Origin of the sequence: Mesorhizobium sp. B2-5-7 (genome assembly GCF_006440875.1) — a bacterium.
Taxonomy (GTDB): Bacteria; Pseudomonadota; Alphaproteobacteria; order Rhizobiales; family Rhizobiaceae; genus Mesorhizobium; species Mesorhizobium australicum.
Map to the genome: position 1 here is coordinate 252,643 of NZ_VFUO01000004.1, position 16,992 is coordinate 269,634.

Genomic DNA, 16,992 nt, shown 5'->3' on the forward strand with positions numbered 1-16,992 from the left:
GAGCTGTCGTGGCGGCATCGTTTCGGCCTGACATACAGGGCTTGCGCGCGCTGGCGGTTGGCGGCGTCGTCGCCTACCATTTTGGCCTCACGGCGCTGCCTGGCGGCTTTGCCGGGGTCGACATCTTCTTTGTCATTTCCGGCTGGCTGATCACCACGCATCTGATGCAGGAGATCACCGAGACCGGCCGGCTCGACCTCTGGCGCTTCTATGCCAGGCGCGCACGGCGCCTTCTGCCGGCCGCCATCTTCGTCATCCTGATCACGCTCGCCATCGGCACCTTCATCATGGCGCCGCAGGAACAGGCGCTCTATTCGCGCGGCGCCATGTATGCCGCGGCCTATACCATCAATCTGTGGCTGCTGCGCTGGTCGTTCGACTATTTCGCCGCCGATGCCTTGAGCAACCCCTTCATCCACTTCTGGTCGCTGTCGGTGGAGGAGCAGTTCTATCTCGTCTGGCCGGCACTGCTTGTCTTCGCCGCCTGGCTGCATCGGGGCCGGCGGATGACGGTGGTCGTGATCGGTACCGTCGGCCTCGCCTCCTTCGCGGCGTGCCTCTGGCTCACCAGTCTCTCGCCGGCCTGGGCTTTCTATTTCTCGCCGCTGCGGGCCTGGGAATTCGCCGCCGGCGGCCTGGCGACCTTTGCCGCGCCAATCTTGTGGCGGCATCAATCCTGGCTGCGGGCGGCACAGGGATGGTTGGGCTTGGCGCTAATCGCCGTCGCCTATCTCTGTTTGAGCGAAGACCTGCCCTTCCCCGGCTGGTACGCGCTGCTGCCAGTTGCCGGCTCCGTGCTGGTGCTGTTGAACGGCGCCGGCGAGCAGGGCGATGCCCCGGCCAGGACTCGCTGGCGGGCCTTGGCGCCCGCCGCCATGCTCTCGCTGCCGCCCTTGCAGTGGGTCGGCACGCTCTCCTATTCGCTCTATCTCTGGCATTGGCCCGTCATCGTCTATGCCACCATGCTGCAGCCCGACCTCGGCGTGGCGCAGCGCATCGGCTGCGCCGTGCTGGCGCTGGCGCTGTCGGCGGCCACCTACCGGCTGATCGAAAACCCCGCGCGGCGCGGCGACTGGCTGGCGGCGACAGCCAGAGCCTTTCGCTTCGACGCCAGCCCGGCCGCAGGACCGCTTCGGCTTTTCCCCGGGCTTGCCCTCGCCCCGGCCCTCGTGCTGACCGCCGCCGGCGTGGCTGCGGCCTACGCCAACGCGCATCTGGCCACGCGCAACATCGACCCCACCCAGCGCGGCATCGAAGAGGCCGCCGAACAGCCGTCCATCGCGCGCGCCGTCGACAAGGACTGCCTGCTCGATTTTCACACGGTGGATCCGAAACCTTGCACCTTCGGGCCGGCCGACGCCGCCCACACCATCGTGCTGTTCGGCGATTCGCATGCCGACCACTGGTCGACGCCGCTGGTCGAGGCAGCAAAACGCAACGACACCAAAGTGATCACCTACCTCAAATCCTCGTGCCGCGCTTCACGCCTGTCGACCTTCAACGCCGTGCTCAAGCGCGACTACACCGAATGCGACGCCTGGCGCGAACAGGCGATTTCAGACATTATCCGCAGCAAGCCGCGCCTGGTGGTGATCTCGGAGTTCTCGATCGGCAATCTGACACGCGACATGTCCGCCGCCAGCCGCAAGGCCGAGATAGCTCGCTGGCAGGCTGGCCTGCGCTCCACCTTGGAGGCCTTCAGCCAGGCTGGCGTCGAGGCCGCCGTCATCCGCGACACGCCGATCGGCGACAGCTTCGCGAACGCCTGCGTCGCCCGCGCGCTGTGGTGGCGCGAGGCGCCGTCGCTGTGCGACACGCCGAGGGCCGAGGCCGCCAATGACGACGTGGCCGCCGCCGAGCGCGCGGTGGTGAAAAGCATCCCCGACACGCTCTATGTCGACCTCACCGACCGCTTCTGCGGCCCGACCGAATGCCACGTCTTCATCGACGGCAAGCTCGCCTTCCGCGACAGGCATCATCTGGCGACGGCCTTTGCTGAGACATTGGCAGGACCGCTGGAAAAGGCGCTGTTTTAGAGGGTTCCTTTCCCCTTGTGGGAAAAGGAAGCGCGCCCGCTTACTCGGCCCCGTTGCATCCAGGGGAAATGGACGGCGGCGGCCAAGGTTCAAAACGCCCCTCACCATGCTGACAGGTATGGCCAGGGCGGCATCGCCCGACAGGTCCTTTGCCGCCACGGCACCAGCTCTAACCGTCGATTCACCGATTTATGGGAACAGGGCCGCGGCTGCAGCGTTTATTAGGCACACCTTAAGAAGGAGGTTGTCATGAAAAAGCTCTTGCTTGCATCCGTGATCGCGGTCGCTTCGGCGATGGCGGTGATCGCTCCGGCAAATGCCGCCAGCATCACGCTCGGCATCGGGAACGGCTATGATGACGACTACTACGTTCCCAGACATCGCGACTATTACCGTCACTACTCCGACGATAGCGACTATTACGGTGGCTACTCCGATGATGGTGCCTATTACCGCCGTCACCACTATCGTTATGGCGTGTACGACGACGGCTACCGGCCGCGCTATTACGGCATGTACCATCGCCGCTGCCACACCGAGCTGGTGAAGCATTGGCGCCACCACCACCGTGTAATCGAGAGAGTGCGGGTCTGCGGCTACTGACCTTGGGATTTGGCCCGGCCGGCGTTAGCCGGCCGGATCAATATTGCCGTCCGGCTTGCGTAAAACACCAGCATCTGCCGGCGCGCCCGCATCGTCGGGGTTGAACTAACCCTAACGCCCCATCATCATCCCATAGTGCACGGCCAGCAGGTCGAGCCCTACCTTCAACAGCCTTGTCACCACGTCGCGGCCTTCGCCATCCTGTTCGGCCACGGTCTTCACCGGCTGTTCCAGGCAGACGACCTTCCGCACGATTGCCGCCACGTCCCAATGCCGGAGCGCCCGTGTCGCGGCGGCGTGCGTGCGGCCGGCGTTGAGCACGCTGTCGGCGATGCCGCCGCCGATGCGGCCGCCGTCGACGCGCTCCGTCCAGCGCATCGGCTTGATATCGGCCTGCTGGCTGCACCGGAAGTGCTCGCGGTAGCGCATGCCGGCCTCGCGCTGTTGGCGGGTCAGCGAGGTGATGCCCAGCAGCGGGTCGACATTGCGCACCCGCACGATGCCGCCGGTGGAAGTGTGGCCGTCATTCGACACCTCGTAGACGCGCCGCGCCTCGGCCGTGCCCGGTGTCAGCCGCTTGCGGCCGAAGGCATCGTCCTTCAGCGCGAAATCATGGCCGACCTCGCGACGGATGCGCACCTGCTCGGCCTCGCCTCTCGGCAGTTTCGGCGCTTGCGGCCTGGCGGCCTTGGTTTTTTTGGGCATGGGTGGCTCCTTGGTTGTGTTCGAGTGGTGGCCAATTCTCAGTCGGCTCTGGCGTGGCCGACGGCGTCCCCCTCTCCGTCCCGGCTTCGCCGGGCCGCCTCTCCCCCGCTTCGCACAGGCGAGGAAACCAGGCCGGCGCCCCTCCGCGCCAGCAACTCCCGCATCACCCGCCGCTCGCGCACTTCGATGCAGAGCTGCGCGCTCGAAGGGCAGAACTGCGCGTTGCAACTCCTCACCTCGCCGCGCACGAAGCGCTGGATGGCGGCCTGCAGGTCGCCCAGTTCGGCATCCCTGATCGCGCCGAGGTAGCCGCGCAGTTGCATCTCGACGTCAGTCAGGGCGGATTGCGGGAAGCAGGAGAACATTGCCGCCAGCGCCTTCGTTGCCTGCTGCAGTTCGGCCGTGGTCATATCCGCGGATCTCCTCGATGATGGCGTTGGCGGCGTCCCCGTGGGTTTTCGGCCTGGTCCAGCCCGGCGGCTTTTTGAGCCGGCCCGGTCTTTCGCGCCCTTCGCGCGCTGAAAAAGCCGAAGCTTTTTCCATCTGGTTTCTGGACTCTGGAGAATGCCGCGTCAAAACATCGGCATTTGCTTGGGTATGCGCCTTTGTTTTCAAGGCGGTGGCGGCTCCGCCGCGCGCGCCGGCGGCCGCTCTCGCCTCGCTCTTGAGCCGCGCCTTGCGCAGCTCCTTCGTCAGTCTCTTGTGTCCGATCTCGTCGCCCTCGCGCTCGAAGAAGGCGAGCAGCTCGGCACTGATCGCGCGCCATCGCTTCAACGGCAGGCGCGCCACGCGCGCCAGCCTCGCGTCATCATCGGGCAGGCTTCCCCCGGCATTCCACATCGCCATCAGCAGCAGCATGTAGGCGCCGATCTGCTCGGTCGAGAGTTGCAGCGTGTCGCCGACGAAATCGGAGACGTAGAGCTGCATGAAGGGCCGTTCGCTCATGCCGTGCACCACCTCGTTCTTACAGCCGCGCTAATGGAACCCGCCGCCGGTCCGGACGTTGTGACGCGTCCATGCCCAAGGGAGGATTGCCCATGACGGCTTTCATGCCGGTGACCCTGCGTTTCTGCGACAACAAGACCATGCTGGTCGGCTCGGTGGCCGATGCGGCGACAGCGCTTCGTCACCAATGGCCCGACAAAACCGCGCCGGGCTATCTCGAGGCGGCACGGCTCGTCCGGCTCGCGGTCGAGGGTACTTGCTGTCCGCGGCCCGCCTTCGAGGCCTTCCGCGAGGCGGCCAGGCAACAAGGCATATTGGTGGCCAAGCCAAGAAGCCGCGCACATGAGTGGCTCGACGCGGCAGCGAGCCCCTGAGACGGCCGCGATGCAACCGGCGGCAGGCCTTGTGCGTTTATGAGCGTCGGCTCGAAAGCCGCGCCCGCACCGAAGGTGAATGCCGTGGGTACGATGAAGACCGGAGTGCCGCTCAAAGTCTGCCTGGACGGCCATGTCGAGGAGATCGAGACTGTCAGCGAGGCCGCCGATTTCCTGCAGCGCTGGCCGATCGAGCGGCGGGGCCACGTCTATCGCAGCGCCCTCAACGCCTGCAGCGCCGCCATCGCGGCGCAGATCTCGCAATCCGATGCGATGAAAGTGTTCACCGGCTTTGCCCGGGTTGCCGGCATTCTGGTTGCCGGCGGCGGCCCGGCGACGATGCTGGAGCGACGGGCGGTGCAGCCGCCCAAACAAGGGCGCCAGATGCCGAAATAGCGGTGCGGCGCGATAGGCGTTCACGGTAATTCTCCCGGTATCGGCGGCGATCGAAACTGGTGACGGCGGCGTGAGAAGCGCCTTTTCCTCCATTCAACGGGGAGAAGGGACCGAGCTTCACCCGGCTTCGCAAACAGGGCGGTGAAAGCGCGCCTGATGATAGCTGCAGTAGCTTTTCAACGCCGTGGTGCGCATGCCGCAGCACAGCATGTCCTGGCCGGGCCGTCCGCGGGGCTGACCATTTTTAGCATCTTCCTCCAGCGCCAGGTCGAGCGGTGCGCGGCAGCGGGTGAACAGGCAATCGATGAAGCGCATGGCCACGCCATGCGGCTGCCGGCCGATAGGACCGCGCGGCGACGCCGGCACCTTGAAGCGGTAGGTTTGCCCATCAGCGATCAGCACGCCCGCCTCGCGTTGGAAAAGCCGTGGCCGGACGGGCGAAGGGGCCTGCTTCGGCCGCACGGCCGGTGTGCTCCCCGGCTGCGGGATGGCGCCGGCACGGCTCGTTGGAGGTTCCGCCTTGGCGGCTCGGCTCGCCGCCTTGGCCATCGCCGTGCCGGCTGCCGACGGGCCCTTGCCATTGGCGAAGCCGATCGCGCCCAGCATGGCATTGCGATGGACGATGCCGATAATGGCGTTGCGCGATACTGGGCTGCCGCGCTGTGCGCTGAACGCCGCCGCGATCCTGGAGGCCGAAAGCCCATCCCCGAGCCAGGCGGCAATCGCCTGCAATTCGCTGTCACTGTAGCTTGCCATGTCCGTCTCCATTGCGCGGCCAGCGGCCGCCGTGGACGGCGCCGTCAGGCAAGCGTCGGTTTGCCCGCGGCCGTCATGGCGCTGTCGGGCCTGGTCGGCCTGTCGGCCGCTGGGATTGCTGTGGACGAGCCGGCTCTCAGCCTCGCCGGGCGACCTGCGGCGAGGCGCGCAAGCCGCGCCCGCGCCAGGTCTCTATCGGGGGGCCGAACCAGCCCTGCCCGTCATCGGCTCGTACAGGATCTACGGTGCCGTTCTGCGTGCGACAGGCAACACCCGCGGCCGGGTCGAATGGGGGGCCGGAGCCGCGGGGAGCGGCGGCTCCGGCCGTTCCGGCCGCCGGGAACGGGCGGACCGGACGCAAGGCCGATGCACCAAGGCAATCGGCTTCGCGCTTCGCCCCGGCCGGGGAGGAGGCGGCCGGGGCGGAAGGGAGAGGGCAGGCCGGCAAGGCCGGTCTGGAGGTGCTGTCGACTCTGAGAGGGTTGAGCTTTTGCATGAGTTGATATAAGCATAACTCAAAAAATGATGCAAGCCATTCTTTCATGGACGAAAGCGGGACTTGCCGGTCACATGAGGCCATGGTGAAAACGCAACTGTCGATCAGGGTCGGGGCCGCGATCCGCCAGGCACGCAAGCAGCGTGGCCTGGTCATGCGCCACATCGCCGAGCACAACGACACCGATGTCGCCGCCGTCGGCAACTGGGAAACCGGGCGCAACCTGCCCAAGACCGAAAACTTGCTGAAGACCGCCGCCTTCCTGCGCGTCGACCCCGTGGCGCTGGGCCAAGGGCAGGTCGTCTTCCTCGACGATGCCGGCCCGGTGGCGGACGCCGAGATCGTCACCGACGCCGGCCCGCTGCCGGCCGGAGCGATGGACATTCCGGTGCTGGGCGCCGCCGTCGGCGGCGACGACGGCGACTTCACCTTCAACGGCGAGCCGGCAGGATACGTGCAGCGTCCGCCAGGGGTCCGCAACCTGCCGAGAGTATTCGCGCTCCATGTCCTCTCGGATTCCATGGTGCCGCGCTACGAACCCGGCGACATGATCTATTGCGGCGGCCGCGATGCGGTGCCGGGCGACCATGTGGTGATCGAGACCTTTCCCGACGAGAACGAGAAGAACGGCAAGGCCTTCATCAAGAAACTGGTCCGGCGCACGGCGGGTGAGCTGGTGGTCGAGCAGTACAATCCGCCCAAGACGCTGACCTTCAATCGCTACGCCATCAAGCACGTCTGGCGGGTGATTCCGCTGAAGGAACTGCTGGGATACTAGGCCGGGCCTGCGTACCGCGGGCTATCGCCCGCGAGCCACGATAGCATTCAACATCAGGGACAACACCGTGACGATCTGCAAGCCTTTCACGCAGGGCGAGACGTTGCCCTCTTCGACGAAGACGACGTCTGCTGACGACTTGGCCAGCCGGCGCCCTCAAGCCCGCCTCGACCCCTCCAGCGGCACGTCGCGGCCGCTCAGCATGCGCGCTTCCGAGCGCACGCGCTGGCGCTCGTCGATGAAAGCGGCCTGGATCGAGATCGCCGTGCCAGGCAGCCCGTCGGCCCGGCAGGCCGAGCAGACAATGCGGCCCGACAGCGCGGCCAGCGGCGTGCTCCCATTCACACCGAAGCGCTTCAACTGATCGGGCCGCCACCACCTGTTGCGGCCGCAATCGGCGCACTCGACCGACAGCGAGGCGACCTGCGCGATCACTGCTTCCCTGCCTGGCAACGCCATCACTTCTCCGTCCTTTTGTTCGTGCTTTGTTCCTATCTTCCGGTGTTTCGAAGCAGGAGTCGAGTCGCAGTTTCCAAACTCCTCCAAAAGTCTCCCTTCTATGTACGTTTGAGTTATGCTTATATCACACTTGCAAATGTGAGTCGGCGCGGGATCACCTCGCGCCAGATCCGGGAGCAAGAATGGATGCCGCCGATTTCGCCCGCGCCTGCGGCTACACCGGCGACAGTCCCGCCTTGCTCGAAGCCTTCGAGGCGATCCGCCGCACCGGCATCGCGCAGGCCCGCCTGGATCATTTCAGGCGCAAGGCCGCCATCGACGAGTTGAAGCGCGCCGAGCCGCTGTTCCTGGCCGCGATCGGCCCGGCGCTGTCGGCGCACGAAGCCGTCGAGGATGCAGCCCGTTTCATCGCCGGCTGGCGCAACATGCCGCGCTGGCGCCAGGAACGGCGCCTGGCCGATCTCGCCAGGGCGAAGCAGCAGCGGCTCGTGGCGCGCTTCTTCCGCCGTTTCGGCCATCGTCTTTGGGTACTCGAAGCAGCCTGAGGCCCGAGCACGGCTGGACCGAGCCATTTGCGGGTTCCAATCCCTGATTTTTCTTTCTAGATTGCGCCTGGGGTGGCTGTTCGTTCGACGCGCATAATCTGGAATGTTCAAGACTGCCCGCTCAAAAGTTCAGACCTGGATAACGGCCGGCGCGGGAACCATTGCCGCCTTGTTCGTCGCCGGCCTGATGGGGGCATTCGGCGCCCTGCCCGCCCATGATCCACCACAATTGCCGCCAGACGCCGTCATCGAGGCCGGCCGCTGGCGCCTGCAGCCGGTGCGCGCCTATGTCGGCCATGCCAGGGTCCACGGCGTGCCGCTGAAGCCGGGCCAGAAGGCGCTGGTGCTGGAAGTCGACATGACCAACCGCACCGCGCAATCCGACAAGGGCTATTTCAACGTCTTCGCGCCGGACGGCGTCATCCTGTCCGATCCCGTGCCGATGATCGTGTTGACACGCGATCCCACGATGACGCCGGAACTGCATCCCGGCATGACCGAGCGCATGGCCTATGTCTGGCCGCTTGCCGGGGACGCCGCCGTGCCGGCAAGCCTCGCCTTCGGCGTCACCGCCGAGATCTTCAAGCCGCGCGACAATCTCTATGGCACACCAGGCTGGTACAACCCCTACCGGCTCGGCACCGTCACCTTGCCGGTCGCCGACCTGCCGACGGCCGGGCAGTCGCAGAGTGGGCAGTCTCAGAGTGGGCAGCCGGAAAGCGGCCCATGAGGATACGCGTGCTTGGCAATCTCGCGATCCTTTGCGCCACCGTGGTGCTGAGCTACGGCATGCAGATGACGAAGCCGCATTATGCCGACCTCACCGCACCTATCCCCATCGATGGTTCGATGCATGACACGGTGCGCGCGCGCAGCTTCGCTGTCAGCTTGGACAAGGTGATCTTCGCGCGCCAGCTCAAGACCAATCAGTTCGGCCAGGAGAAGCTTTTGACGACCAGCGGCCTATGGGCGGTGGTAACAACAAACCTCACCGCGACCAGCACCTCCACCGCGGTCGCCGACGGCTTCTGGCAAGGCCCGACCGGGCTGCGTTATCACCAGACGGAGCGGCTGGGCTACCGCCCCGACATGCCGCCGCACGGCGTCGATCCGGGCCTGGACAAGCGTAGCCTGTTCGTTTTCGAGGTACCACCAGACCAGATCCGCGGCGCCAGGCTGCTGATATCAGCGCGCCAGTTCGGCCCGCTCGACGCGCAGGCCCGCATCAGCCTCGACGCGCTGCCGACCGGCGCTGACGGCCAGCCGGCCGACATCCTGCCGGAATTCGACCTCGACGGGGCGCCGGGCCTGACACCGCAGGACAAGACACCGCAGGGCAAGACATGAGCGCCGTTTCGACAGACACCCCGACCGTGGACCGGCAATCCGAGCGACGATGGCGCCGGCGCGGCTTGATGGCGCTCGCCATCCTGCTGCCGCTGACACTGGCCGAGACCAGCCATGACAGCGTCCGCGAATGGCTGCATGGCGAGGACCTTATCGCCAGGGATGTCGAGTTCGGCCAATCCGTGCCGTTCGGCGGCAGCGGCTGGAAACTGGCCGATTTGCGCGGCGGCAAGGCCGGCCGCCTGCCCAACCACGCCTTCGCCGTCATCGCTACCTTCACCGTGACCATTGGCGACCCAGACCTGCAGAAACAATGGCTGGGCTGCAAGCTGATGCTGACCGACGCCGCCGGGCGCCGATGGCTGCCCGATTTCATCAGCGGCGTCAGCCTGCCCGACGGCGTGATGAATTGCGCTTCGGCCATCTTCTCCGGCGCCAAAAAAGGCGATGTCATCACCGTCGGCGACACCTTCATCGTGCCCGAGGACGCGGTGAAAACCATTCGCCCCGCCGTCGGGCTGGGCAGCGAACGGCCGTGGTATCTGCGTTTCCAGCGGCCGCCGAAGTGACAGCGCCCCAGGCTCGGCTCTGCAAGGCCGGCGCCAACAAATCCTCTACTTCCGCGCTTCGACAGTCCCGGTCACCCGCTTGGGCAGCGAGAACGCCGTCTCCAGCACGGCGGCGAGAAAACATATCCTGATCGGCTCGATCAAAATGCCGGTGGAGGAATCCTGGAACGGGCTGCCGAACAGCAGCGTCAGTCCATGGGAGAAAATCTGCCAGACATCGAGCTCGTGCGGGCCAATCAGCCGCGTCGCGCCAAGCCACAGCCAGGCCGCGCCCCAGTCGAGCAGGCGGTAGCCGACGATCAGCGTGCACAAAAGCACCAGGCTGGAACTCACCGTCAGCCGCACGCCATTGGCGATCGGCAGGTAGCGCGAACGGTAGCCGGCGATGAAATGCTCGACGAAATCGCGCAGGAATTTCGGCAGTCCGGCATAGCGCCGGCCGAACCGCTCGACGCGGCTGTCGACCCGCATCAACGCCGCGTCGTCGCGCACATCATAGCCATAGATCAGCGCCGCCATCACCAGCCAGATCAGCGGCAAAAGCATGTAGAAAAACAGATTGACCGCCACCGTCGAGGGCGCGATCGAGGTGATCTCGACCGGCACCACAGATGCGGCGCTCGTCGCCGTCACCACAGGTGCGGCGCTCGTCGCCGTCACCACAGGTGCGGCGCTCGTCGCCGTCACCGGGCTCGCCAGCCCGTCGATGGACGCCTGCAGCACGGACCAGAGATTGCGGCTCATCAGCCAGTGCAGCGCGCTGTCCTTCCAGCGGCTGATGACGTAGAGACCGACGAAGATCCAGTTGGTCTCGCAGATCACCACCACGATCTGCCAGAACGACGTTGCCGTCGTCTTCGTCTGCATGAACTTGGCCAACCGGCGGATCAGCCATGACACGGCGACCGAAATCAGCAGCCAGCGCGAATCGAGCACGTCGAGCACATTGCCGCTCTGGCCGAAATCGGCCTGTTCGAGCGAGGCGCGCGAATATTGGCGCACGATATCGCCGAGGAACCCCCAGGCGGCGTAATAGGCAAAGAACGGCAGCAGCGCGATGGTGATCATGCGCACCAGCCGCGAGCCGCGCCGGTCAGTACCTCTCGCCTCCTTGCCAGCGACTTCGCTCTCGGAGGCCGCGGCCTTGTCCGCGCCGCGCTGCGCGGCCAGCACATTGGGCAGGCCTGGCCGCAGCACATGGAACATCGCAACCGTCACCACCAGCTGCCCCAGCGCCACCAGCGTCAGCATGGCAAGCCCGGCGAAATGGTTGGCGAGCGCCACCCTGGCAGCCAGCTGCAGCAGGAGATCGCCGGCCAGCACCCCGGCCAGCACCAGCGCCACGAGCTGCGGCCAGAAGCGCCGCAGCAGCGAAAAACTCAAGCTGATCGGCCCGATGATGTCGGCAACCATGAGATTCTTTCACGCTGCCCCGCGCGAAGCCTTTCTAGCAAGGCGCGGATGTTTTGCAAGAAATGGGGCAGCTTCCTGGCAAATGGCTGGGGTGAGCGCACAACCTCTCGCTCCTATCGCCTCACCCGCGACTTCAGCCAGCGGTCGAACGCCACCGCCAGGATCAGGATCAGCCCAATGACGATGCTTTGCGTGTAGGACGAGACGTTGTTGAACTGCAGGCCGTTCTGCAGCACGCCGATCAGGGCAGCACCCACCACCGTGCCGCCGACCGAGCCGATGCCGCCGAACAGCGAGGTGCCGCCGATGACGACGGCGGAGATCACAGTCAATTCGTAGCCGATGCCGGCGACCGCTTCGGAAGAATTCAGCCTGGCCGACAGCACGAAGGCGGCGAGCCCGGCGAAGAAGCCGACGATGACATAGACCGAGACCAGGATACGGTCGACGCGCAGGCCCGACAGCCGTGCCGCCTCGGCATTGCCGCCGACGGCATAGACGGCGCGGCCATAGCGGGTGTAGCGCAGCACGATATGGCACAGGATGGCGGCGATGGCGAAGATGATCGCCGGCACCGGCACCGGACCGATCAGCCCGGTGCCGAACCAGCGCATCGAGGCGTCGAAGCCGGAGATCGGGCCACCATTGGAAATGGTCAGCGTCAGCCCGCGGAACACCGTCAGCCCACCCAGCGTGACGACGAAGGGCGGCACTTTCAGCCTTGTGATGGCGAACCCCTGCACGCCGCCGGCGAGCGCACCGACCACGACAGCGGCCAGCAGGGCGGCGAACCAGCCAAAACCCTGCGTGCCTGACGTCGACAGCGACAGCGTGTTGGCGGTGCCGCCCTTGGCGACCACGGCCGCCACCATGCCACAGAAGGCGAGCAGCGAGCCGACCGAAAGATCGATGCCGGCGGTGAGGATGACGAAGGTCATGCCGAGCGCGATCAGCCCGGTGATCGAGATCTGCCTGGTGATGTTGAACAGGTTGATCGGGTCGATGAAGCTCGGCTTCAGCACGGTGAAGACGATGACCAGCGCCACCAGGAACAGCAGCGGCCCAAAGCTCATCAAAAGCCGCGCGATCGTCACGCCGCCGCGCTGGCTCTGTTCCTCGGCGATGCTCATCGTGCCTGCCCCTCCGCATCCTGTGCCGGCGTATCCTGCCTGTCGAGCGCCATCAGTTCCATCAATCTTTCCTCGTTTGCCTCGACGCCCGGCATTTCGCCGGTGATGCGCCCCTTGCGCATGGTGACGATGCGGTCCGACACCGCCAGCACCTCGGGCAATTCGGACGAGATCATCATCACCGCGATGCCGCGCGCCGCCAGTTGCACAAGGATCTGGTGCACCTCCGCCTTGGCGCCGACATCGACGCCGCGCGTCGGCTCGTCGACGATCAGCACTTTCGGGTCGCGCGCCAGCCAGCGCGCCAGGATCACCTTCTGCTGGTTGCCGCCCGACAGGCCCTCGATCGCCTGCTCGGCCGAAGCCATGCGGATCGACAGCATCTTCCTGAACCCCGACAGCGCGTCGCGCTCGCGCCGCTCGGCCATGAAGCCGAAGCCGTTGCTGAAGCGCCCGAGGGAGGCGACGGAGAAATTCGGCAGGATACCAAGTGCCGCGAAGATCGCCTGGTGCTTGCGGTCTTCCGGCACGAGCCCAATGCCGAGCGCGATGGCGTCGGCCGGCGATGCGGGCGCGATCTGCTTGCCGTCGAGCGTGATCGTTCCCGCCGCGATGCGGTCGGCGCCGAAAATGGCGCGCGCCAGCTCCGTGCGGCCAGAGCCGACGAGGCCGGCAACGCCGAGGATCTCGCCCGCCTTGAGGTCGATATCGACACCGTCGAGCACGATGGCGTGCGGCGCTTCGGGATCGCGCACGGTGCGCAAGCCCCGAACCGACAGCACCACATCGCCGGCCGCCGCGCGTTGCGCCGGACGGGCGTAAAGTTCGGAAGCGGCGCGGCCGACCATCTTTTCGATGATGGCGGGCAATTTGACCGGCCCACCCTGACGCTCGAGATGTCCCGCCAGCCTGCCGTCGCGCAGCACCGTCATGCGGTCGCAGATGGCGGATGCCTCTTCCAGCCGGTGGGTGACGAACATGATCGCGACATGGTCCTTGCGCAGCCGGTCCATGATCGACAGCAGCCTCTGCACCTCCGTCTCGGTCAGCGCCGAGGTCGGCTCGTCCATGATGATCAGCCGGCTTTTCAAGGACAACGCACGGGCGATCTCGACCAGCTGCTGCTCGGCCACCGACAGCGCCGAAACCGGCGTCATCGGATCGATGGTAAGGCCTACACGGGCAATGATGGCGCGGGAATCCTGTTCCATCTTGCGCCAACTCACCAGCCCAAGCCGGCCGATCGGCGCGCGGCCGATGAAAATGTTCTCCGCCACGGTCAGCGTCGGGATCAGGCTGAGTTCCTGGTAGATGGTGACGATGCCCAGCCGCTTGGCCTCCTGCGGGCTCGCCGGCTGGTAGTCGGCGCCGTCGAAGGTGATGCGGCCGCCGGACGGTGGCATGACGCCCGACAGGATTTTCAGAAGCGTCGATTTCCCCGCGCCGTTTTCGCCAAGCAGGCCAAGGATTTCGCCGGCGCGGACATCGAGCGAGACATCGCTCAGCGCGGTGACGCCGGCGAAATGCTTGGTGAGGCCTTCGACGGAAAGCAGGACGGGGGATGCGGCTTCAGATGGAGACAAGGAGTGCTCCTTGATGCGGTTCAGGCTGTGCTTGAACACCCCCCTCTGGCCTGCCGGCCATCTCCCCCGCAAGGGGGGAGATCACCAGTGTCTCTGACCGCGCTTTTCCTGCCACGTTTGAGGTTGGCGAAAGGAGACGAACAGTCAATCTCCCCCCTTGCGGGGGAGATGTCGGGCAGGACAGAGGGGGGTGCTGTCCTGCCCGCCTCGCCAATCGGCCGATGTCCACCCGCCCCTACTTCGTCTCGCTCAACCTCTCCGCCTTATCGAGATTGTCCTTGCCGATGACGATCGGCGTCAGCAGCACCAGCTTCTCCTTCGGCTCGGTCTTGTCCTTGGCGTAGGCGACCGCGATCTGCACGGCGGTGCGCGACTGCTTGCCTGGGAACTGTTCGACCGTGCCGGCGAGCTTGCCGTCACGCACGGCGACCAGCGCTTCCGGCAGCGCGTCGAAGCCGTAGATCTTGACGTCGCTGAAATTGCGCGCGGCACACGCTTCGAGCGCGCCCAGCGCCATGTCGTCATTGGCGCAGATGATGGCGTCCGGCTTGCCGTTGGCGGCAAGGCCGGCTTCCGTCACCGTCAGCGCCTCGGCGCGGGCGAAGTTGGCGGTCTGCTCGTAGACGATCTGGTACTTGTCCTTCAGCGGATCGAGCACATTGTGCACGCCCTTGTTGCGGTCGATCGCGGGACCCGCGCCCGGCTGGCCCTGCAGGTGGAACAGCTTGGCGCCATTGGGGAACGCCGCCACCACGGCCTGGGCTTCCGCCTCGCCGCCCTTGACATTATCGGCGCCGACATGGGCCAGAATGCCCTGGACACCGTCGACGCGGCGGTCGATCGTCACCACGGGAACGCCGGCCTTGACCGCTTCCTCGATGGCTGGCGCCAGCGCGTTCACGTCGAGCGGCGAGATGACGATGGCGTTGACCTTCTGCACCAGCGCCGCCTCGATGTCGGCGGTCTGCTTGGTGGCCGAGTTCTGGCCGTCGCTCTCGGTCAGGTTGACGCCTTGCGCCTGCGCTTCGGCCTTGATCTCGTTCAGCATGTGCACGAAGAACGGAAAGCCGAGACTGGGCACCGAGCCCAGTATGGTGAGTTTGTCCTCGGCGAAAGCCGAGCGTGCGGCGAGCATCATGGCGCCCGCGGCCACGGACGTCATCAGGAATTCGCGTCTGTTCATGGGTTCCTCCTCCACAGAAGCGCACGGCCCCTAAAAACCGGGACCGGTTTCAGGAAGGATCATGCGCCGGTTAAAGTGTTGGAGCATCCTCCTTGCGCCAAGAACGCATGCCGCTCCAGCTGACCGCCGCCTAAATTCCTCCGATCGGCGTCAACAAGAGGATGCTAACCCAGGGTCAACCATTTGTGCAACATCGATATAACAGCCAGGACAGCAACTTGTCGGAATTGTCTGAATTTTGGACTCTTCGGTCCGAAGGCCTTCTACGTCAGGAACGCCAAGGAGCGGCTCCAGAGCTGCGCGGCCGCCGTTGCATTGTAATCGGACAGTGCCGGGTCGGAAAAATAATGTCCCGCGTTTGGATAGCGGAAAACCTGCACATCCGCTCTCGCTGCCTCCGCGCTTTCCTGCCAGGCAGTGACGTCGGGCTCGGGGAACAGTGGATCGGTGTCCGCGACATGCAGTTGGATGGGCAAGCCGGGTCGTGTGTTGGCAGGCACGGTCGCCAAACCATGCAACAGCAGAACACCCGCTGCCAGCGGCCGCGACGCCCAGAATTCCGCCACCACGCCGGCTCCCATCGAGATACCCGCCAGCACCGCATCCCCCGGCGTCGAGGCCAGAGCCTCTCGCGCCTTCAGGCAGATGGCACCCCAGCCGATCCGCGCCTTGATCGCGAAACCTTCATCCAGATCATCCGTCGCCGCACCCTGATAAAGGTCTGGCAGTGCGACCGCATGGCCGCAGGCGCGAAGGCATTCCGCAAGATGACGCTCGATCGGGCGAAGGCCAAGAACCGAGTGAAACAGGATGATGTCCGTCATGCACCGGCCCCTAGGTCGCGCAGATCCAGTCATTTTTTACCTGCCGGGGCGTGCAGCCTCAAGGCACACCGCAGCGGCTTCCATTTTCCCGGTGCGCCACTACCTTTGGGACGGCCAGGCCGACGAAATGGAGACACCATATGAAGCCGCGCATCATCTGCCACATGCTTGCCTCGCTCGACGGCAGCCTTCATCCAAGCCGCTATACTGAAAGCCCCGACGGCAGCCGGGCGGAGTGGTCGGGCCTCTATGAAAAGATCCACAACGACCTCGAAGGTGACGCCTGGATCGTCGGCCGCGTCACCATGGCCGAGATGAGCAAGGCCGCCGCGCATCCGCCCGAGCATGTGGGCAAGGTCGATCGGCCGCATCATTTCGCGCGGCGCGACGCGGGCAGCTTTGCCGTGGCGCTCGATGCCTCGGGCAAGCTGCACTTCGCCAAACCCGATATCGGCGGCGACCATGTCGTGGTGCTGCTCGGGTATGATGTGGCCGACAGCCATCTGGCCGAGCTCGCCACTGACGGCGTGTCTTATATCGTGTCGCAAACGCCCGGCATCGATCTCGCCGCCATGCTGGACGTGCTTGCCCGTGAGCTCGGCATCCGCCGTCTGCTGCTCGAAGGCGGCGCCGGCATCAACGGCTCCTTCTTGGCGGCGGGGCTGGTCGATGAACTCAGCCTTCTCATTGCCCCCGCGCTCGACGCGCGGGCGGCAAACCAGGGCTTTGTCGAGTTCGGTGAAAGCGGCCTTGCCGACAAGGTGCGGTTGTCGCTCAAGGATTGCAAAGCCCTCGCGCATGGGCTCGTCCATTTGCGCTATGCCGTCACCCCTGGCTAAGGCCGCGTCTT

20 protein-coding genes are annotated in these 16,992 nt (G+C 65.7%); 10 read left to right on the plus strand and 10 right to left on the minus strand.

Annotated elements, in window-relative coordinates; genetic code table 11:
* The first annotated feature begins 8 nt into the window (after nt 1–8).
* Both FJ543_RS19170 and FJ543_RS19175 read left to right on the plus strand, forming a co-directional pair.
* Nucleotides 9–2,036, plus strand: a complete 2,028-nt coding sequence (locus FJ543_RS19170) for an acyltransferase family protein (protein ID WP_140876468.1) — start codon at nt 9–11, stop codon at nt 2,034–2,036.
* Between the two features lie 249 nt (nt 2,037–2,285).
* Nucleotides 2,286–2,639, plus strand: coding sequence for a hypothetical protein (locus FJ543_RS19175; protein WP_140788398.1), 354 nt, complete (start codon nt 2,286–2,288; stop codon nt 2,637–2,639).
* 111 nt (nt 2,640–2,750) lie between these two features.
* Here FJ543_RS19175 and FJ543_RS19180 read toward each other — a convergent pair whose 3' ends face one another.
* Genes FJ543_RS19180 through FJ543_RS19190 form a run of 3 tightly spaced genes read right to left on the minus strand, consistent with a single transcriptional unit; the run spans nt 2,751 to nt 4,289 of the window.
* Nucleotides 2,751–3,344 carry a DUF6456 domain-containing protein gene (locus FJ543_RS19180; protein ID WP_140876470.1) on the minus strand — a complete coding sequence of 198 codons (594 nt, stop codon included), beginning with the start codon at nt 3,342–3,344 and terminating at the stop codon, nt 2,751–2,753.
* 38 nt (nt 3,345–3,382) lie between these two features.
* The gene (locus FJ543_RS19185) at nt 3,383–3,754 is read right to left on the minus strand and encodes a hypothetical protein (RefSeq protein ID WP_140876472.1); all 372 of its coding nucleotides are present in this window, start codon (nt 3,752–3,754) and stop codon (nt 3,383–3,385) included.
* On the minus strand, nt 3,675–4,289 hold the full coding sequence (locus FJ543_RS19190) for a DUF1376 domain-containing protein (RefSeq protein WP_140716485.1): 615 nt from the start codon (nt 4,287–4,289) through the stop codon (nt 3,675–3,677). Before FJ543_RS19190 ends, FJ543_RS19185 begins: the two co-directional genes overlap by 80 nt.
* A gap of 92 nt (nt 4,290–4,381) precedes the next feature.
* Between FJ543_RS19190 and FJ543_RS19195 the strand changes: the two genes are divergently transcribed.
* Both FJ543_RS19195 and FJ543_RS19200 read left to right on the plus strand, forming a co-directional pair.
* Nucleotides 4,382–4,663, plus strand: coding sequence for a DUF982 domain-containing protein (locus FJ543_RS19195; protein WP_140617911.1), 282 nt, complete (start codon nt 4,382–4,384; stop codon nt 4,661–4,663).
* A gap of 93 nt (nt 4,664–4,756) precedes the next feature.
* On the plus strand, nt 4,757–5,059 hold the full coding sequence (locus FJ543_RS19200; protein WP_041163778.1) for a DUF982 domain-containing protein: 303 nt from the start codon (nt 4,757–4,759) through the stop codon (nt 5,057–5,059).
* A gap of 117 nt (nt 5,060–5,176) precedes the next feature.
* Here the strand turns inward: FJ543_RS19200 and FJ543_RS19205 are convergent, their stop codons facing one another.
* Nucleotides 5,177–5,815 carry a GcrA family cell cycle regulator gene (locus tag FJ543_RS19205; RefSeq protein ID WP_140663620.1) on the minus strand — a complete coding sequence of 213 codons (639 nt, stop codon included), beginning with the start codon at nt 5,813–5,815 and terminating at the stop codon, nt 5,177–5,179.
* A 578-nt stretch (nt 5,816–6,393) separates the two neighbouring features.
* Here FJ543_RS19205 and FJ543_RS19215 point away from each other — a divergent pair.
* Nucleotides 6,394–7,089 (plus strand): helix-turn-helix transcriptional regulator, encoded by a 696-nt coding sequence (locus FJ543_RS19215; protein WP_181166485.1) that lies wholly within the window; start codon nt 6,394–6,396, stop codon nt 7,087–7,089.
* A gap of 156 nt (nt 7,090–7,245) precedes the next feature.
* Here the strand turns inward: FJ543_RS19215 and FJ543_RS19220 are convergent, their stop codons facing one another.
* Entirely contained in the window at nt 7,246–7,548 is a 303-nt protein-coding gene (locus FJ543_RS19220; protein ID WP_015316815.1) for a hypothetical protein, read from the minus strand.
* A gap of 182 nt (nt 7,549–7,730) precedes the next feature.
* Between FJ543_RS19220 and FJ543_RS19225 the strand changes: the two genes are divergently transcribed.
* From FJ543_RS19225 to FJ543_RS19240, 4 genes are all read left to right on the plus strand, one after another.
* Nucleotides 7,731–8,093: a hypothetical protein gene (locus FJ543_RS19225; protein ID WP_140876476.1), complete on the plus strand. Its 363-nt coding sequence runs from the start codon at nt 7,731–7,733 to the stop codon at nt 8,091–8,093.
* A 103-nt stretch (nt 8,094–8,196) separates the two neighbouring features.
* Nucleotides 8,197–8,823, plus strand: coding sequence for a hypothetical protein (locus FJ543_RS19230; protein WP_140876478.1), 627 nt, complete (start codon nt 8,197–8,199; stop codon nt 8,821–8,823).
* Nucleotides 8,820–9,440: a hypothetical protein gene (locus tag FJ543_RS19235; RefSeq protein WP_140876480.1), complete on the plus strand. Its 621-nt coding sequence runs from the start codon at nt 8,820–8,822 to the stop codon at nt 9,438–9,440. Before FJ543_RS19230 ends, FJ543_RS19235 begins: the two co-directional genes overlap by 4 nt.
* A complete protein-coding gene (locus FJ543_RS19240; protein WP_015316812.1) occupies nt 9,437–10,009 on the plus strand; it encodes a hypothetical protein in 573 nt (190 codons plus the stop codon). Before FJ543_RS19235 ends, FJ543_RS19240 begins: the two co-directional genes overlap by 4 nt.
* 45 nt (nt 10,010–10,054) lie before the next feature.
* Here FJ543_RS19240 and FJ543_RS19245 read toward each other — a convergent pair whose 3' ends face one another.
* From FJ543_RS19245 to FJ543_RS19270, 5 genes are all read right to left on the minus strand, one after another.
* On the minus strand, nt 10,055–11,422 hold the full coding sequence (locus FJ543_RS19245) for a hypothetical protein (protein ID WP_140876482.1): 1,368 nt from the start codon (nt 11,420–11,422) through the stop codon (nt 10,055–10,057).
* Between the two features lie 113 nt (nt 11,423–11,535).
* Entirely contained in the window at nt 11,536–12,552 is a 1,017-nt protein-coding gene (locus FJ543_RS19250; RefSeq protein WP_140876484.1) for an ABC transporter permease, read from the minus strand.
* Nucleotides 12,549–14,150, minus strand: a complete 1,602-nt coding sequence (locus FJ543_RS19255) for a sugar ABC transporter ATP-binding protein (RefSeq protein WP_181174026.1) — start codon at nt 14,148–14,150, stop codon at nt 12,549–12,551. The genes FJ543_RS19250 and FJ543_RS19255 overlap by 4 nt, the downstream gene beginning before the upstream one ends.
* Nucleotides 14,151–14,370: 220 nt before the next feature.
* Complete coding sequence (locus FJ543_RS19265) at nt 14,371–15,318, minus strand: substrate-binding domain-containing protein (protein WP_015316808.1); 948 nt, start codon at nt 15,316–15,318, stop codon at nt 14,371–14,373.
* 263 nt (nt 15,319–15,581) lie between these two features.
* Nucleotides 15,582–16,142 (minus strand): dienelactone hydrolase family protein, encoded by a 561-nt coding sequence (locus FJ543_RS19270; RefSeq protein WP_140876490.1) that lies wholly within the window; start codon nt 16,140–16,142, stop codon nt 15,582–15,584.
* A 140-nt stretch (nt 16,143–16,282) separates the two neighbouring features.
* Here FJ543_RS19270 and FJ543_RS19275 point away from each other — a divergent pair, with 140 nt between their 5' ends.
* The gene (locus FJ543_RS19275) at nt 16,283–16,981 is read left to right on the plus strand and encodes a RibD family protein (RefSeq protein WP_140725018.1); all 699 of its coding nucleotides are present in this window, start codon (nt 16,283–16,285) and stop codon (nt 16,979–16,981) included.
* Nucleotides 16,982–16,992 lie beyond the last annotated feature (11 nt).

What these genes read in the sequence shown, in the direction of transcription:
- FJ543_RS19175 (WP_140788398.1), top strand. Translation starts at nt 2,286, where the DNA reads ATGAAAAAGCTCTTGCTTGCATCCGTGATCGCGGTCGCTTCGGCGATG.
- FJ543_RS19180 (WP_140876470.1), bottom strand. Translation starts at nt 3,344, where the DNA reads ATGCCCAAAAAAACCAAGGCCGCCAGGCCGCAAGCGCCGAAACTGCCG.
- FJ543_RS19185 (WP_140876472.1), bottom strand. Translation starts at nt 3,754, where the DNA reads ATGACCACGGCCGAACTGCAGCAGGCAACGAAGGCGCTGGCGGCAATG.
- FJ543_RS19190 (WP_140716485.1), bottom strand. Translation starts at nt 4,289, where the DNA reads ATGAGCGAACGGCCCTTCATGCAGCTCTACGTCTCCGATTTCGTCGGC.
- FJ543_RS19195 (WP_140617911.1), top strand. Translation starts at nt 4,382, where the DNA reads ATGACGGCTTTCATGCCGGTGACCCTGCGTTTCTGCGACAACAAGACC.
- FJ543_RS19200 (WP_041163778.1), top strand. Translation starts at nt 4,757, where the DNA reads ATGAAGACCGGAGTGCCGCTCAAAGTCTGCCTGGACGGCCATGTCGAG.
- FJ543_RS19205 (WP_140663620.1), bottom strand. Translation starts at nt 5,815, where the DNA reads ATGGCAAGCTACAGTGACAGCGAATTGCAGGCGATTGCCGCCTGGCTC.
- FJ543_RS19215 (WP_181166485.1), top strand. Translation starts at nt 6,394, where the DNA reads ATGGTGAAAACGCAACTGTCGATCAGGGTCGGGGCCGCGATCCGCCAG.
- FJ543_RS19220 (WP_015316815.1), bottom strand. Translation starts at nt 7,548, where the DNA reads ATGGCGTTGCCAGGCAGGGAAGCAGTGATCGCGCAGGTCGCCTCGCTG.
- FJ543_RS19225 (WP_140876476.1), top strand. Translation starts at nt 7,731, where the DNA reads ATGGATGCCGCCGATTTCGCCCGCGCCTGCGGCTACACCGGCGACAGT.
- FJ543_RS19230 (WP_140876478.1), top strand. Translation starts at nt 8,197, where the DNA reads ATGTTCAAGACTGCCCGCTCAAAAGTTCAGACCTGGATAACGGCCGGC.
- FJ543_RS19235 (WP_140876480.1), top strand. Translation starts at nt 8,820, where the DNA reads ATGAGGATACGCGTGCTTGGCAATCTCGCGATCCTTTGCGCCACCGTG.
- FJ543_RS19240 (WP_015316812.1), top strand. Translation starts at nt 9,437, where the DNA reads ATGAGCGCCGTTTCGACAGACACCCCGACCGTGGACCGGCAATCCGAG.
- FJ543_RS19245 (WP_140876482.1), bottom strand. Translation starts at nt 11,422, where the DNA reads ATGGTTGCCGACATCATCGGGCCGATCAGCTTGAGTTTTTCGCTGCTG.
- FJ543_RS19250 (WP_140876484.1), bottom strand. Translation starts at nt 12,552, where the DNA reads ATGAGCATCGCCGAGGAACAGAGCCAGCGCGGCGGCGTGACGATCGCG.
- FJ543_RS19265 (WP_015316808.1), bottom strand. Translation starts at nt 15,318, where the DNA reads ATGAACAGACGCGAATTCCTGATGACGTCCGTGGCCGCGGGCGCCATG.
- FJ543_RS19270 (WP_140876490.1), bottom strand. Translation starts at nt 16,142, where the DNA reads ATGACGGACATCATCCTGTTTCACTCGGTTCTTGGCCTTCGCCCGATC.
- FJ543_RS19275 (WP_140725018.1), top strand. Translation starts at nt 16,283, where the DNA reads ATGAAGCCGCGCATCATCTGCCACATGCTTGCCTCGCTCGACGGCAGC.